This window comes from Breoghania sp. JC706, from assembly GCF_037026715.1.
GTDB lineage: Bacteria > Pseudomonadota > Alphaproteobacteria > Rhizobiales > Stappiaceae > Breoghania.
In genome coordinates this window covers 303,298-318,743 of record NZ_JBANCG010000001.1, presented here as the reverse complement: position 1 = coordinate 318,743, position 15,446 = coordinate 303,298, and the positions used below count along the sequence as shown (strand labels likewise).

At 65.0% G+C, this 15,446-nt stretch carries 11 protein-coding genes and 1 tRNA gene; 7 read left to right on the top strand and 5 right to left on the bottom strand.

Annotation, left to right across the window (positions count from 1 at the left end; all coding sequences use genetic code 11):
• Positions 1-60 precede the first annotated feature (60 nt).
• Positions 61-990, bottom strand: coding sequence for a DMT family transporter (locus V2L18_RS01380; RefSeq protein WP_336175923.1), 930 nt, complete (start codon positions 988-990; stop codon positions 61-63).
• 243 nt (positions 991-1,233) lie between these two features.
• Entirely contained in the window at positions 1,234-3,543 is a 2,310-nt protein-coding gene (locus tag V2L18_RS01375) for a xanthine dehydrogenase family protein molybdopterin-binding subunit (protein ID WP_336175922.1), read from the bottom strand.
• Between the two features lie 380 nt (positions 3,544-3,923).
• On the opposite strand from V2L18_RS01375, the gene V2L18_RS01370 reads away from it, so the two are divergent.
• Complete coding sequence (locus V2L18_RS01370; RefSeq protein ID WP_336175920.1) at positions 3,924-4,883, top strand: DMT family transporter; 960 nt, start codon at positions 3,924-3,926, stop codon at positions 4,881-4,883.
• A gap of 353 nt (positions 4,884-5,236) precedes the next feature.
• On the opposite strand, the gene V2L18_RS01365 is transcribed toward V2L18_RS01370, so the two are convergent.
• The gene (locus V2L18_RS01365) at positions 5,237-6,901 is read right to left on the bottom strand and encodes a long-chain fatty acid--CoA ligase (protein WP_336175918.1); all 1,665 of its coding nucleotides are present in this window, start codon (positions 6,899-6,901) and stop codon (positions 5,237-5,239) included.
• A 233-nt stretch (positions 6,902-7,134) separates the two neighbouring features.
• Between V2L18_RS01365 and pgi the strand changes: the two genes are divergently transcribed.
• Positions 7,135-8,826 (top strand): glucose-6-phosphate isomerase, encoded by a 1,692-nt coding sequence (gene pgi, locus V2L18_RS01360; RefSeq protein ID WP_336175917.1) that lies wholly within the window; start codon positions 7,135-7,137, stop codon positions 8,824-8,826.
• A gap of 485 nt (positions 8,827-9,311) precedes the next feature.
• Here the strand turns inward: pgi and V2L18_RS01355 are convergent, their stop codons facing one another.
• Both V2L18_RS01355 and V2L18_RS01350 read right to left on the bottom strand, forming a co-directional pair.
• Positions 9,312-9,794: a BA14K family protein gene (locus tag V2L18_RS01355; protein ID WP_336175915.1), complete on the bottom strand. Its 483-nt coding sequence runs from the start codon at positions 9,792-9,794 to the stop codon at positions 9,312-9,314.
• 344 nt (positions 9,795-10,138) lie between these two features.
• Positions 10,139-10,214: transfer RNA gene (locus V2L18_RS01350), tRNA-Lys, on the bottom strand.
• 232 nt (positions 10,215-10,446) lie between these two features.
• Between V2L18_RS01350 and V2L18_RS01345 the strand changes: the two genes are divergently transcribed.
• The 5 genes from V2L18_RS01345 (at position 10,447) to V2L18_RS01325 (ending at position 15,385) form a co-directional block, all read left to right on the top strand.
• A complete protein-coding gene (locus V2L18_RS01345) occupies positions 10,447-11,151 on the top strand; it encodes an HAD family hydrolase (protein ID WP_336175913.1) in 705 nt (234 codons plus the stop codon).
• Between the two features lie 252 nt (positions 11,152-11,403).
• Positions 11,404-12,144: a YrhK family protein gene (locus V2L18_RS01340; protein WP_336175911.1), complete on the top strand. Its 741-nt coding sequence runs from the start codon at positions 11,404-11,406 to the stop codon at positions 12,142-12,144.
• 211 nt (positions 12,145-12,355) lie between these two features.
• Positions 12,356-13,375, top strand: coding sequence for a TRAP transporter substrate-binding protein (locus V2L18_RS01335; protein ID WP_336175909.1), 1,020 nt, complete (start codon positions 12,356-12,358; stop codon positions 13,373-13,375).
• A gap of 123 nt (positions 13,376-13,498) precedes the next feature.
• The gene (locus V2L18_RS01330; protein ID WP_336175907.1) at positions 13,499-14,056 is read left to right on the top strand and encodes a TRAP transporter small permease; all 558 of its coding nucleotides are present in this window, start codon (positions 13,499-13,501) and stop codon (positions 14,054-14,056) included.
• 18 nt (positions 14,057-14,074) lie between these two features.
• The gene (locus V2L18_RS01325; protein ID WP_336175905.1) at positions 14,075-15,385 is read left to right on the top strand and encodes a TRAP transporter large permease subunit; all 1,311 of its coding nucleotides are present in this window, start codon (positions 14,075-14,077) and stop codon (positions 15,383-15,385) included.
• Positions 15,386-15,446: the final 61 nt, after the last annotated feature.

Below are 15,446 nucleotides of genomic sequence, written 5' to 3'. Positions count from 1 at the left end.
GTTTTTGCGAATCAGACCTTCGGATCGCCGATAGGCGGCATCCGCTTTACCCGCCTTCGCTCACACCTTGCCCGGCGTCGAGGCGCGGCGGGCGCGGGTGCGGTCGATGCCGAGGCGGTGTTCGCGGTAGAGGACGAACAACCCGGCCGCGATGACGACCGCGGAACCGACGATGACGAGCGGTCCCGGAACTTCGGCGAACATCAGCCAGCCGAGCGCGGTGGCCCAGATGATGGTGGTGTAGTCGAAGGGCGCGATCGTCGAGGCGTCGGCAAAGCGATAGCTCGTCGTCATCAGGATCTGCCCCAGCCCGCCGAGAAGCCCGATCGCGATCATCACCAGCCATTGCTCCGCATTCGGCATCACCCAGGCCTGGCTCGGCCAGAGGAGCCCGAGCGGGATCGTCGCCAGCGCGATGACCGAGGAGGAGGCGGAAAACCACACGACGATGGTGGAGGACCGCTCCGACGTGATCAGCTTGCGCACGATGATCGCCGCCCCCGCCATGAACAGCGTCGCGGTCAGTGCCAGGCTGGCACCGACGGCGGTGCCGTGGTCGAGGTGGCTGTTGCCGAGGTTCGGCGACAGGATGATGATCACACCGACGAAACCGACGCCGACCGCGCTCCAGCGGTAGATGCCCACCACCTCGCTCAGCAGGAACACCGCCATGACGACGGTGAGAAGCGGCGCGGCATAGCCGATCGCCGTGGCATCGGGCAGCGGAATGAAGGCGAGCGCCGCGAAATTGAGCCCCATCGCCGACACGCCGACAATGGCGCGCAGGAAATGGCCCAGCGGCCGCTGCGTCTTGAGCGCCAGGGGCAGCTGGCCCTGGAAAGCCATCATCAAGAGCACCGGAACCATGCCGATGAAGTTGCGTGCAAAGACGACTTCTCCGGTCGGCACCTCGTCGATGACCAGCTTGATCAGCGCCGACATCACGGTGAACACGATGGTGGAAAGGATCTTGAGGACGATGCCGAGCATGGGTCGGCGCTGCGTTTCGTATACAGGCGTCGGCGACGCACCGGAAGACATCTAGAACTGCTGCTTTCAGGCCACGGAAGCGGTGGCGGTCGGAGGGAAGGCGCCAACAGGCGTCAGGTCTGGAAGCGGTCGCCGCCAGGGCGACCGGTCCCGGTTCTCGAGCCTCCTGCCCTCAGGCTCTCATGGCCTGATGGCAGAAAGCTGCCCGATGCACAAGTGCCGCGGCGCCAGCCACGCGCGCCGTCAGGCCTGGGCCGCGCGGATCGCCTGCCAGACCCGCTCCGGCGTCGCCGGCATGTCGATATGGGCCACGCCCGCGCCGCGCCTGAGCGCATCGCCGACCGCATTCATCACGGCGCCGCAACCACCGATGGTGCCGGCCTCGCCCGCGCCCTTGATGCCCAGCGCGTTCGTCGTGGACGGCACATTGCGGGTCTGGAAGTCAAAATCCGGCACGTCGCCGGCACGCGGCAGCGCGTAGTCGAGCAGGGATGCGCTCAGCAGCTGCCCCTCGCCGTCATAGACCGTGTCTTCCATCAGCGCCTGGCCGATGGCCTGCGCGACCCCGCCATGGACCTGTCCGGCAAGCAGCAGCGGGTTCACCGTGACACCGAAATCGTCAACAATCGTGTAACGCACGATCTCGGTCGTTCCCGTCTCCGGGTCGATCTCCACCTCGCAGATATGCGTGCCGTTGGGGTAGGTCGCCTCGGTCTGCTTGATGCGCGCCTGCGCCTTAAGGTCCTCAGGATCGGCCGTGCTCGCCGCGATCTGCGAGAAGCTCACCGCCCTGTCGGTGCCCGCCACCCGGACCATGCCGTCGGCAAGTTCCAGATCGTCAGGTCCCGCTTCCAGCTGATCGGCCGCAAGCGCCTTGATCTTTTCGACGAGCGTGCGCGAGGCCACATCGACGGAGGGAAGCCCGATGGGGATGGAGCGCGAGCCGCCCGTGCCGCCGCCCGTGGCGATCAGGTCGCTGTCGCCCTGAACCACCTCAATGCCGTCGAGATCGAGACCGAGGATCTCGGCCGCCACCTGACCATAGGCGGTGGCATGGCCCTGCCCGTTGGTCTGGGTGCCGATGAGGAGCTTAACCCGGCCCGTTTGGTCCAGCTGCATGTTGACCTCTTCGGAGCCGGCGAAGGCGCAGGCCTCGATGTAGGTCGACATGCCGATGCCGCGATAACGCCCGCGCGCACGCGCCTCATCGGCCCGCGCATCAAAGTCGGCCCAGCCGGCCACTTCCATCGCCTTGTCCATGTGGGCGGCGAATTCGCCGGTGTCGTACATGCGTCCGGTCGGCGTCGTATAGGGAAGCTTTTCCGTCGGAATGAAATTGCGCCGACGGATTTCCGAGGTGGAAAGCCCCATCTCGATCGCGGCCTTGTCGACCAGCCGGTCGATCAGATAGGCCGCCTCAGGCCGCCCCGCGCCGCGATAGGCATCGACGGGCACCGTGTGGGTGAAGACGCCGCGCACCCGCACATGCAGCGCGTCAATGTCGTAGAGCCCCGTCGACATGGTCGTGCCCACGTAGGGAATGTAGGGCCCGAACTGGTGCAGGTAGGCGCCCATGTTGGCGATGACGTCGATTTTCAGGCCGAGGAAGCGACCGTCGGCGTCCATCGCCATCTCCGCATGGGTGAGGTTGTCGCGCCCGTGCGCGCAGGCCACGAAATGTTCCATGCGCTCGCTGACCCATTTGACCGGCCGGCCGAGCCTTTCCGCCGCCACCAGGCAAAGCGGATATTCGCGGTAGACGAACATCTTGGTGCCGAAGCCGCCGCCGACATCCGGCGTCATCACGTGCAGCCTGGCCGGATCGATCTTCAGGATATCGCCGGCGATGATGTCGCGCATACCGTGGACGCCCTGGGAGCCGGTGGTGAGCGCATAGCGGCCGGTGGTCCTGTCATATTCGCCGATGCAGCCGCGCGTCTCCATGTAGTTGGTCACGAGGCGGTTGTTGACGATGTCGATCTTTGTGACGTGCGCAGCGCGCGCGAACGCCTCATCGGTCTTCGCCTTGTCGCCCTGGCCGAGTTCGAAGGCCTGATTGGTGCCGGTTTCAGGCCAGACCAGCGGCGCGGCGCCATTGAGCGCCCTGCCCGTCTCCACCGCCGCATCGAGCGGATCGTATTCGACCTCGATCAGCTCGCCTGCCGACTTCGCCGCATCGACGCTGTCGGCCACCACGAAGGCGATCGCGTCGCCGACGAAGCGCACCGTATCGGAGCACAGCACCTCGCGCGGCGGCACGGCATGCTGCGTGCCGTCGACCTGGGGCATGACCGCCTTCGTCGGCATCAGTCCGAGATCGGGGATATCGGCGGCCGTCAGCACCAGCGACACGCCCGGCGCGCGCCGCGCCTCGTCGAGGCCCGAAAGCGAGAACCGCGCATGCGGCATGGCCGAACGCAGCACCCAGGCGTGAAGCGCCCCCTCCGGCGTAATATCCGGGACATATCGGCCGTGGCCGGTGATGAGGCTCGGATCTTCCTTCCGACGCACCGGCGCACCGATGCCGAATTTCGCGTTGACCGGCTGGTTCATGCAGAAATGCCTTTCGGTTCGCTGTCGCTCTGAGACAATGCTGGCTTTCCTCAAGGAAAGGATAGACAGAAAAGACAAGGATAGAAGAGCCCCGCGACTTGGCCAGCCCCCAAACTCGTTTCCCTGCCCGCCATCGCACCATCCCTTTCCTTGCCGCTTCGTCCACGTGCAGCCGCCCCACTCGCCGGGACGACACGCATCTGCGGTGTGACGGTCGGCAGGATGGGCGGGAGCGCGGCAACCGGGAATGAGATCGGCCGCCGGGACGGATAGTCCTTGCGGTGAAGGTCATTATGATGGACGTTCTGCGCGGAGTATACAATCGCATGCAAGATTCACCACCCCACCCCGATCGCCAACCGCCCGGCGAGCGCCCGGCAATGCAGGGACGCCCCGGCATGGCCGCCCGCGGCCGCCTTCGCTGGCTCGCATGGTGGGAAACACTTGCGGGCAATGCCCGCGGCGCCTTGTGGATCCTTGCCGCCGCCTTCTTCTTCACGATCATGACGACGCTGATCAAGGTGGCGGGCCAGCGCATCCATGTGACGGAAATCCTGCTCGTGCGCCAGATCGTGATGACGATCATCGTGGCACCGACAATCATCGGCTCCTTCCCCTCCTCGCTGCGCACGGCTCGGCCCGAACTTCATCTCATGCGCATCGTGCTCGCCTCCGGCGCGATGGTCTTCGGCTTCACCGCCGTCATTCACCTGCCGCTGGCCGATGCCACCGCGATCTCGTTCGCCAAGAGCTTCTTCGTCACGATCTTCGCGATTCTCATCCTGAAGGAGACCGTCGGCCTGCATCGCTGGGGCGCGGTCGTCGTCGGCTTCATGGGCGTCCTCGTCATGCTGAACCCGACCGGCGAAGGCACGATGAATGTCTATGGACTGATGGCGGTTGCGGGCGCTGCCTGCGCGGCGATGGTGATGATCCTCATAAGGCAGATGACGCGTACCGACCGCCCCGTCACCATCCTGACCTACCAGGCCTGCGGCGTCGGCCTCATCATGATCGTGCCGACCTGGATCTACTGGGTGACGCCGACGCCCACCGAACTCGCGATCCTGCTCGCCATCGGCGTCGTCGCGTGGTGCGCCCAGATGTGCAACATCCAGGCCTTCCGCGCCGGCGAGGCGACGGCGATCGCGTCGCTCGACTACACCCGCCTTCTCTACGCCACCGCCTTTGGCGTCCTGGTCTTCGACCAATGGCCGGGCCTGACCACCTTTGCGGGTGCGGCGATCATCATCGCCGCCTCGCTTTATACCGTCCATCGGGAGGCAAGGCTCAACCGCCGCCTCGTGCGCGATGCCGAAGGACGCGGATACAACAACTAGGATTGGCTTCCGGCTTGCCACCTGAGCCCCCGCCCTCAAAGGTGGAGGACGCGAGGGGCTCGTCCTGAGGGTCGCGGCGGGTTTCGTTGGGGCATCTGGAGAAAGAGGTTAGCAGCACGGAACACCTCCCCCTTGAGGGGAGGTCGAACGGCTTCTTCGGCCGTTCGGGTGGGGGTGAAGGCGGCAGGTTCGGAGCAAGCGAGGGTACCCCCACCCCTAGCCCCTCCCCTCAAGGGGGAGGGGGACGCAAGGGGGCAACTCAGGGCGTTGCGGCATCGTTTGTGCTCGCGGGGAAAAGAAAAAAGTCAGCCGTTCGGGCGGAACGGCAAGCGCCACGTTCGCAGCAAGCGGCCTCACTCCGCCGCGACATCCCCAGACTTGGCCTTTTCCTCTTCCACCAGTTCCTTCTTGGAAAGCTTGCCAACGAGCGTTTTCGGCAGTTCGTCACGGAATTCGATCTCGCGCGGCAACTCAATCGCCGACAGGTGCCCCTTGAGGAAGGTCTTGAGCTCGTCCGCCGTGACTTCCGAACCCTCCTTCAGCTTGACGAAGGCCTTCGGTGCCTGGCCGCGATAGCTGTCGGCGATGGCGATGACGATCACCTCCTCCACCGCCTCGTGCTGATAGATCGCCTCCTCGATCACGCGGGGATAGACGTTGTAGCCGGAGCAGATGATGAGATCCTTGATCCGGTCGACCAGATGGATGTAGCCGTCCGCATCGCGATAGCCGACGTCGCCTGTATGAAGAAAACCGTTCTCGATGGTGCGGTTGGTGTCGTCCGGACGCTCCCAGTAACCGAGCATGACCTGCGGCCCGCGAACGCACAGTTCGCCCTTCTCGCCCTCCGCCATCACCTCGTAGGGGTCTTCCAGCGAGCGGAATTCGCATTCCGTCCAGGCGACCGGCTTGCCGATGGAGCCGGCGCGCGGCTTGCCCTCCAGCGGGTTGCAGGTGACCACAGGCGATGCCTCCGTCAGCCCGTAGCCTTCCACCAGAGTGCAGCCGGTCAGCGCCTCGAAGTTCTCCTTCACCTCCACCGGCAACGGCGCGCCGCCGGAAATGCACATGCGGATGGAGGTCAGGTCGTAGTTCTTCGTTTGCGGCGCGTGGTTGATGGCTGTGTAGATGGTGGGCACGCCGGGGAACAGCGTCACCGACTTGCGCTTGATGAGCTCAAGCAGCATCTTCAGCTCGAACCGCGGCATCAGCGCCATTTCCGCGCCGATCAGCACCGAGAGGTTCTGCGCCGCCGTCATCGCGAAGACGTGGAAGAACGGCAGCACGCAGAGCATCACTTCCTCGCCGGGCCGCGCGGCGGAGAAGAACAGCCGCATCTGCTCCATGTTGGCCGACAGGTTCGCATGGCTCAGCATCGCGCCCTTCGGCACGCCCGTGGTGCCGCCGGTATATTGCAGCACGGCGACATCGGTCATCGGATCGACCTTCGGCGCGCCGGTGATCCTCGGTCCGGAAACGAGTTCGGCAAACGGCAGGTGCGCAGCGTCGCGGGGAACGGAGGCCCGTTCCTTCGCCTTGAACAGCGTGAAGAGCAGCTTCTTCGGCTGCGGAAGGATGTCGGCCATCCGGCAAACGACCAGCGTCTCCAGCCCGCCGGACGCCCTGACCGCCTCCACCTTGTCGTAGATCACCTTGAGATCGAGGGTCACCATGATGCGCGTACGGGAATCACGCGTCTGGAAGGCGATCTCGCGCTCCACATAGAGCGGATTGTAGTTCACCACCGTGCCGCCGGCCTTCAGCACGGCGAAATAGCAGATGGTGAAATAGGGCGTGTTGGGAAGGCACAGACCGACCTGAACCCCGCGCTTGACGCCGAGCTTGCGGAAACCCTCGGCCGCGCGATCGACGAGATCGCCGAGCTGCCGGTAGGTCCACACCTTGCCCATGAAATCGAGCGCCGGACGATCCGCGAACACGCGGACCGTCTCGTCCAGATAGTCGGCCATGGGCCGCGGCGTGAAAACGGGGGCCGCCGCCGTCGCGTCGCCGTTCATTGCGTTTTCTCCCTCATCTGCCCCTCGCGCAACCGAACAGGCCGGTGCCGCGTTGGAAGCCGTGCGCGCCTTTTTCGAATGGCGCATCTCTGACGTGACTTTGGGGGCGGTTTACGCAAGGGTCAACTCCATGACGCTGCGGCACCTGTCGTTTTTCATGTGCGATCGTCCCTGACAAGCCTCCTGAAACCGAATAGCCTGCCCCCGCAAGAGCAAGACGGAGCGACCGACGCATGACCGCGATCAATCCCACGACCGATACAACCGCCTCGGGTCACGTTCCTGCCGGCGACGGCCCGCTCGGCGAAGCCTGGCAACACCTGCTGGAGCATCACCGCGCGCTGACGGCCCATCCGCTCGCCAGCCTGTTCGACGAGGATCCCGACCGGTTCGCACGCTTCTCGCGCGAAGGTGCCGGCCTGCTGCTCGACGTCTCCAAGGTGTTGATGACGGGCGAGACGCTCGACCGGCTTTGCGCCCTCGCCCGCGCCGCCAGAGTGGAGGAACGCCGCGAGGCGATGTTCTCCGGCGCCGCCATCAACGCGACGGAACATCGCGCCGTGCTGCACACGGCCCTTCGCAATGCCGCTGGAAACCCCGTGGAGGTGGATGGCGTCGATGTGATGCACCAGGTCACCGCCGTTCTTGCCCGTATGAAGGCATTTGCCGAGGCGGTCCGCGGGGCGCAGGTGCGCTCCCACACCGACGCGCGCTTCACCGATGTCGTCAATATCGGCATCGGCGGCTCGGATCTCGGCCCGGCCATGGCGACTGCGGCGCTCGCGCCCTACCATGACGGCCCGCGCCTGCATTTCGTCTCCAACATCGACGGGGCGCATCTCGCCGACACGGTCAAGAACCTCGATCCGCGCTCGACCCTGTTCCTGATCGCGTCAAAAACCTTCACCACCGCGGAGACGATGACCAACGCCGCTTCCGCCCGGCGCTGGATCGTGGCGAACCTCGGCGAGGGAGCGGTCAAGGCGCATTTCGCCGCCATTTCCACCGCGCTCGACAAAGTCGACGAGTTCGGCATCGCCAGCGACCGGGTCTTCGGCTTTTGGGACTGGGTGGGCGGACGCTATTCGCTGTGGTCGGCGATCGGCCTGCCGCTGATGATCGCCATCGGCCCGGAGAGGTTTGCCGAATTCCTGGCGGGCGGGCGCGAGATGGACGCACATTTCCGCACCGCACCGCTTGCCGACAACCTGCCTGTGCTGCTCGGCCTCGTCGGCGTCCTCCACCGCAATGTCTGCGGCTACCCGACCCGCGCGATCCTGCCCTATGACCAGCGCATGCGGCTCTTTCCCAACTACATCCAGCAGCTCGACATGGAGAGCAACGGCAAGAGCGTGACGCTGTCGGGCGAGCCGGCCGCAGGCGCCACTGGCCCTGTCGTGTGGGGCGGACAGGGCACCAACGGCCAGCACGCCTTCTTCCAGCTGCTCCATCAGGGCACGGACGTCATCCCGGCGGAATTCATGGTGGCGGCCAACGGACACGAGCCGACGCTACGCGACCATCACACCATGCTGGTCGCCAATTGTCTGGCGCAGAGCGCCGCCCTGATGCGCGGGCGCACGCTGGAGGAAGCGAAGGCGCAACTGAAGGCCGCCGGCAAGGACGCGGCGGCAATCGAAGAACTCGCCCCGCACAAGGTGTTCCCGGGCAACCGTCCGTCCACCACGCTTGTCTACGACCGGCTGGATCCGCGCACCCTCGGCGCGATCATCGCGCTCTACGAGCACCGGGTCTTCGTGGAAGGCACGATCTGGGGGATCAACTCCTTCGACCAGTGGGGCGTGGAGCTTGGCAAGGAACTGGCCACCGCACTGCTGCCGGCGGTCAAGGGCGGCGAGGTGCCGGCCGGCGCCGACGGTTCGACACGAGGACTGCTCGCCGCACTCGCGAGCCGGGCCGGATAGAGACGCCGGTTTTCTGGGGTTCGAGCTGGTTGTTCGAGGCGGGGGCCATCCTTCGAGACGGCCCTGCGGCCTCCTCAGAGCCTAGCTCGGAAATGGTAGCCGGTTCTACGCGCCGAATTCTACGCGCCTTCATACCTCTCCATCGTCATCACCCGGCGAAGTCCGGGTGATCCAGCGCGTGCCCCGAATGCTGCGGCTGGCGATGGATTGCCCGGACTTCACCGGGCAATGACGGTCGAGAGGCATGAGGGGACGAGATCAAAAGCACGCAACCCGATATCATTTCCGGACCAGTCTCTCAGGACGACGTTATCGTGGTGTTGGATTTCCTCAATTCCTCAACACACACAACGTCATCCTGAGGAGCACTCGTGAGAGCGCGTCTGGAAGGATGGGCCCATCACAACACTCCTGCCCGAACGAAAAGCGGCGCCTCTTTCGAAGCGCCGCGAAGTCGGGCGTTCCAATGGCAATAGCCGTTCTGCCTATCGGCAGAAGCGCTGCTCGCCGCCGTAGGTCGTGTAATAGCCCGTTCGCGGATTGAACGAGCGATACTTGCGCGAGCAGTAGTCGTGCCAGGCCGGCGACCACGGCTCGAAACGGCCGCCGTGGCGCGGCGGCGGCGGTCCGCGACGCGCGCCGCGCATGCAGTCGTCATACGCATATCGGTAGTTGCGGTTCCAGTCCGACGAGGACTTGCCGGCACCGGCGATGGCTCCAACACCGCTGCCGATCGCGGCGCCCTTGCCCCAGCTGCCCGTCACAGAACCGATGACACCGCCGACGACGGCGCCACCAACCGCGCCGCCCACCACATTGTTGCCCGTTCGCGTCGCGCGGTTGGCGTAGTCGCGCGCATAGGCATCGCACCGGCGATGCGACTGCGCGAAGGCATCGCTCGCCATGACCGCAAGACCGCCGACGGCGATTGCGACCGCAAGAACCGAGGTCCGAATAATGTGCGTCACCACGCACCTCCCTTTTGTCGTCCCGGGCCACGCCGGGAGCCAAAGACACTAGATCCGCGATCGTGGCTAAATCGCGATATCCCGGGTCGGCACGGCCGGCGCCCCGACTGGAGGCCGCACCGCCTATGGTTTGAAGGATAGACCGTCCTGCACCGATGCGCAGTGACGTTCATCACCTAACGTCGTTTTGACGTTAACCGATACGGATGATGGATCGTTCCAGCGCGCGGCCCACGTGCGACGCGAAACGGACGACGCACACAAGCGCCCCGCGAACGACGGCTCAATAAAACGGCTGGGCGTCACCCGAGGTGACGAATGTCTTTTCTATTTTAGGGAAGGAATGGTGGGTGAGCAGGGACTCGAACCCTGGACCCGCTGATTAAGAGTCAGCTGCTCTACCATCTGAGCTACACACCCGAAGGCCGCTGCGGTCCGCCCCTTGTCGGGCGGCGGCGACGAGGGGGTATATATCGGGGCGGCGCCGGGAGTGCAAGCGGGCTGTCAATGATTTTGCATGCTGGGGAAAACCTTTCCTGAACAAAGGCGCGCGCGATGGGCCGTTCGGCCATTGAATTGCCCCTGCAAAGCCCGGAAAATGGCGGCATCCTCTTTCGTTTTCCCGATCATCCAGTAACACGGCAGGTCTGACATGTCCCGGGGTCGTCCTCTCGACACAATCGGTTTCGATGCGGACGACACGCTCTGGCACAACGAACAGTATTTTCGCCTGACCGAAAAGCGATTCACGGAGCTGCTGGCCGAGTATGCCGAGGCCGGCCATCTGAGCGAACGGCTGCTGGCGGCCGAGAGGCGCAACATTTCGCGCTACGGATTCGGCATCAAGGGCTTCACCCTCTCGATGATCGAAACCGCGCTGGAGGTGACGGACAGACGCGTTCCGGCAACCGTGATCGGCGAGATCCTGGAGGCGGGCCGCGCGATGCTGAGCCAGCCGGCGGAGCCCCTGCCCCATGCGCGCGAGACGCTCGAGCGGCTATGCGGCCGCTACCGGCTGGTCCTCGTCACCAAGGGCGACCTGTTCGATCAGGAGCGCAAGGTCGCGCAATCGGGGCTGGCGGAGATGTTCGATGCGGTGGAGATCGTTTCCGACAAGACCCCAGACACCTATCGGACCGTGTTCGCGCGCCACGGCAGCGGCGCGGAGCGGGCCATGATGGTCGGCAATTCGCTGAAGTCGGATGTCGTTCCAGCGCTTGAGGCCGGCGCCTGGGGCGTCCATGTTCCGCATGATCTCACCTGGGCGCTGGAGCATCACGATACGCCGGATGCCGCCCGCTTCCGCGAGATCGCGAACCTCGGCGAGTTGGAAACGGTGATCGACGAAATCGGCTGACGGCCCGGCACGCACCTCTCGCGCATGCGCCGGTGCTGTCGGCGAGCGAAGCCTCTCACCGGGTTTTCCCGAAATGCCGGAATGGAAGATCTCGCTACGGAACCGACATCCGTCGCCGTCGTTGGGGTAGCAAAGGCCCGCCGGGACGCGTCCCGGGCGGGGTCCGAGACCCAGACAGCGCGACCCGCAAGCTTCCGGCAACGCAAGCCGCGAAGGCAAGCACCGGGGCGCCATTCAAGCGGACCGTCGACAATGGCTCATCTCTACACAGCCCGCCGCCGGGCGCTCAACCTCTTTGCCGGCAAGGCCGATCGGAACGCGCAGCACCGGTGGGAACAGATCAATGCCGTTCTCTACAATGTCGGCGGTCTGACCTTCATCGCCGGGAGCCTCTTCTTCGTGCCCGGTCTTCACCTGGAGACGACCGTCGGGGCCTGGATCTTCGTGGCCGGCTCTTTGGTCTACCTGCTCGTCACCATCCAGGACTTCACCGAAATCCAGCAACGTCTGGCCGAAAAGGGGGCAAGTCCGGCGCGCGAACGGCTGGAGGCCGCAGCCGCCTGGCTCTATCTCGTCGCCACCGTTTTCGTTCTTTCGGGCAGCCTCTGCTTCACCGCACTCATCGACCGTAAGGCGACCGGAGGCCTCACATTTCTCATCGGCAGTCTGGCGTTCTTCATCGGCGGCGCGATCAACCTTTCCCAGATCACACCGGACGTGCAGATGCGTGCGCGACAGATGATGAACCTGACGGCCTTCAGCTTCTCCTCAGGCGCCCTGCTCTTCGCCGTCGCCTCGGTGCCCTATCTCTGGATCCAGCCGGGCGGCGTGAACGCGGAGGCGATCAAGACCTATATCGCCTGGCAGTTCGTCCTCGGCAGCGCCCTGTTCCTGCTGGGCGGCGTGACGAACCACATACGTCTTCACCTGCGTCAGGCGGGGAGCGGCGCTCAGACCGACTATCCGCGGGAGGCAAAAGCGCAGGCGGAGTGATAGCGGCCCGACCAGAAGCGCGGCATCCTCCCCAGGGCGTTTCCATCGGCCATGTCGCCAATCCCTGATGAATTCGGAGTTGTCCGAATGGGGAGTTGATTCTCCCCGCTCTCCATGTGCAGGGTTAATTTGACGCTGCGTAAGCGTGCGAAGACGCGCCGCCGCATCGAGGGATTTGACCTGCGAACAGTCATCAGGGAGGACACAACTGATGTTCAGGCAACTCATCGGGGCCGCCATCTTCGGCGCGGCCGCACTCACCATTCCGCACGCGGCCGGTGCCGCCGACTACAACTGGACATTCCAGACCTCCGAGACGGCCGGCGAGCCGGGCTTTGTCAACAAGCAGAAGTGGGCGGAAAGCGTGAAGACGCTCTCCGGCGGCCGCATCGAGATCGAGGTCCTGCCGATCGGCGCAGTCGTTCCGCACACCGACACGCTGGAGGCGGTTGGCTCGGGCATCCTGCAGGGCCACCTGACCGATCCGAGCTATTTCGCCGGCAAGGACCCGGCCTTCGCCATGATGGGCAATCTCGTCGGCGCGTGGTCGGATCCGTTCGAACTGCTCGGCTTCATGAAGTCCGGTGGCGGCAACGAGCTTTATTCGGAACTGGTCGAGCCCTACGGGGTCCATTTCATCGGAGCGGCGGCGACCGAGCCGGAAGCCTTCGTCTCCGCCAAGCCGATCCGCACCGTGGAAGACCTGAAGGGCATCAAGCTGCGCGCGCCGGAAGGCATGGTCTACGAGATCTTCGCCAAGGCCGGCGCGTCGCCGGTGGTGCTGCCGGGATCGGAGGTCTTCACAGCCCTCGACAAGGGCGTGGTCGATGCGGCCGACTACACGGTCTTCGCCACCAACCAGGCCCAGGGCATGAACGACATCGCCCATTACCCGCTCTATCCCGGCTTCCACTCCTTGCCGCTGATCGACATCTCGATGAACAAGGAAATCTGGGACGGGTTGCCGGATGACCTCAAGGCGATCCTCAACGCCTCCGTCGACCAGTTCACCTTCAACCACATCTATTCGGTGAGAAAGCTCGATGCCGAGGCCGTGAAGCAGGCCAAGCAGAACGAGGACATCGAGATCATCAACTGGTCACCGGAGGAACGCGCCAAGTTCCGCCGCATCGCCCAGCAGGAGTGGCAGGTCTGGGCGAAGAAGAACGACATGACCCAGCGCTACTACGATGCCGTCATCAAGTACCTGGAAGGCCGAAACCTGCTGTGATGCACCATTTCGCGCATTGAAGACGAAGGCGGCGCGGCGTGCCGGGAATTTCCGGCAATGGCGCGCCGCCCGCCTCTCCCCTTCCCGCCTCCTTTTTCCCGACCGTCAGCGCAAGGACCAACGATGACGCAGGATGACGCGCGATCCCCCTCGCCGGACGACACCGGCCCGCCCCCCGGCGCGACCGCTCTCGACCGGCTTGTCGCCGGCTCGGCCAAGGTCTTTGCCTGGGCGATCTTTCTAGCCTTCGCGATCAGCGTCTACGAGGTCGTCGCCCGCTACGTCTTCAAGGCTCCCACCTTCTGGGCGCACGAGACGACGACCTTCCTGATCGCCGCGATCTTCCTGATCGGCGGACCGATCGCGCTCGCTCGTGACAAGCACATCCGGGTGCGGATGATCTACGACGCCGTCCCGCCCGGCGGCCGCCGTCTCCTCGACATCTTCAACGCCATCGTCGCGCTGATCTTCTTCGCCGGCCTCGGCTATGCCGGCGCGATCATGGCCTGGAAGGCGACGCACACGCCCACGGGCGACATCCACCTGGAAGGCACCGGCACCGCCTGGAACCCGCCGACGCCGGCGCTTTTGAAGATCATCATCCTTGCCTGCGTGGTGCTGATGTTCGTCCAGACGGTCCTGCATCTGGTCAGGGCCATCCGCCGCGATGGATCAAGCTAAGTCCGGAGGGCATCGCACATGGGTCTGAACGCCCTCGGCATCGAGGCCGGCACCTACCTGCTCGTCGGCGCCATCTTCGCACTGCTTCTGACCGGCCAGCCTCTCGCCTGGGTCACCGGGCTCGTGGCGCTCGTCTTCACCTTCGGCTGGTTCGGCGGCAATGCGCTGCCGCTCGTCACCGCCCGCATCTTCGGCTTCATCACCGAATATTCGCTGGTCGCCATCCCGATGTTCATCCTGATGGCGGCGCTGCTCGACCGTTCCGGCACGGCGAAGGATCTCTTCAACGGCATGCGGGTGCTGGCCGGGCGCCTTCCCGGCGGCGTCGCCGTGCAGACGTTGATCGTCGCCATTCTGATGGCGGCAATGTCCGGCGTCATCGGCGGCGAGATCGTGCTCCTCGGCATCCTCGCCCTGCCGCAGATGCTCAGGCTCGGCTACGACCGCAACCTTTCCATCGGCGTCGTCTGCGCCGGCGGTTCGCTCGGCACGATGATGCCGCCCTCCATCGTGCTGATCATCTATGGCCTTGTGGCGAGCGTCTCCATCGCCGATCTCTTCGTCGCCGCCGTCACCCCGGCGCTGCTGTTGCTCGCGGCTTACGTCGCCTACGTGCTGGCGAGATGCCTGAAGAACCCGGAACTCGGCCCGCCGATGACGGCCGAGGAGCACGCCGAGGAGTCGGTCACAAGCGCCCTCATCTCGCTCATCGCCCCCGCCTTCATCGTCGTCGTGGTGCTGGGCTCGATCTACGGCGGTATCGCCTCGATCACCGAGGCGGCGGCCCTCGGCGTTTCCTCTGTGCTGATCGTCTCGGCGCTGCGTGGCGAGTTGTCCTTCCGCATGCTGCAGGAAAGCCTCGTCCACACGCTGGAAACCTGCGGCATGATCATCTGGATCGGCATCGCGGCGGCCGTGCTCGTCGGCGTCTACAACCTGATGGGCGGCAACAGGTTCGTTTCCGCCGCGATCCTCGGGCTCGATGCCGCGCCGGTCGTCATCGTCCTCGTCATGATGGCGATCCTGCTCGTGCTCGGCATGTTCCTCGACTGGATCGGCATCGCCCTCCTGACCCTGCCGATCTTCGTGCCCATCGTGAAGCAGCTCGGCTACGATCCCGTCTGGTTCGGAGTGCTCTTCGCCGTCAACATGCAGGTGAGCTACCTCACCCCGCCGTTCGGCCCCGCGGCCTTCTATCTGAAGAGCGTCGCGCCGCCCTCGATCACCCTGCAGCACATCTACACCGCGCTGCTGCCCTTTATCGCGCTGCAGCTTGCGGTGCTTGCCCTGTTGCTGTTCTTTCCCGCGACCGCGCTGTGGGTGATGTGAGGGCGCGGGAAACACCACGCACAACGAAAAAGCCCCCCGCATCCGGTCGGAGGCGAGGGGC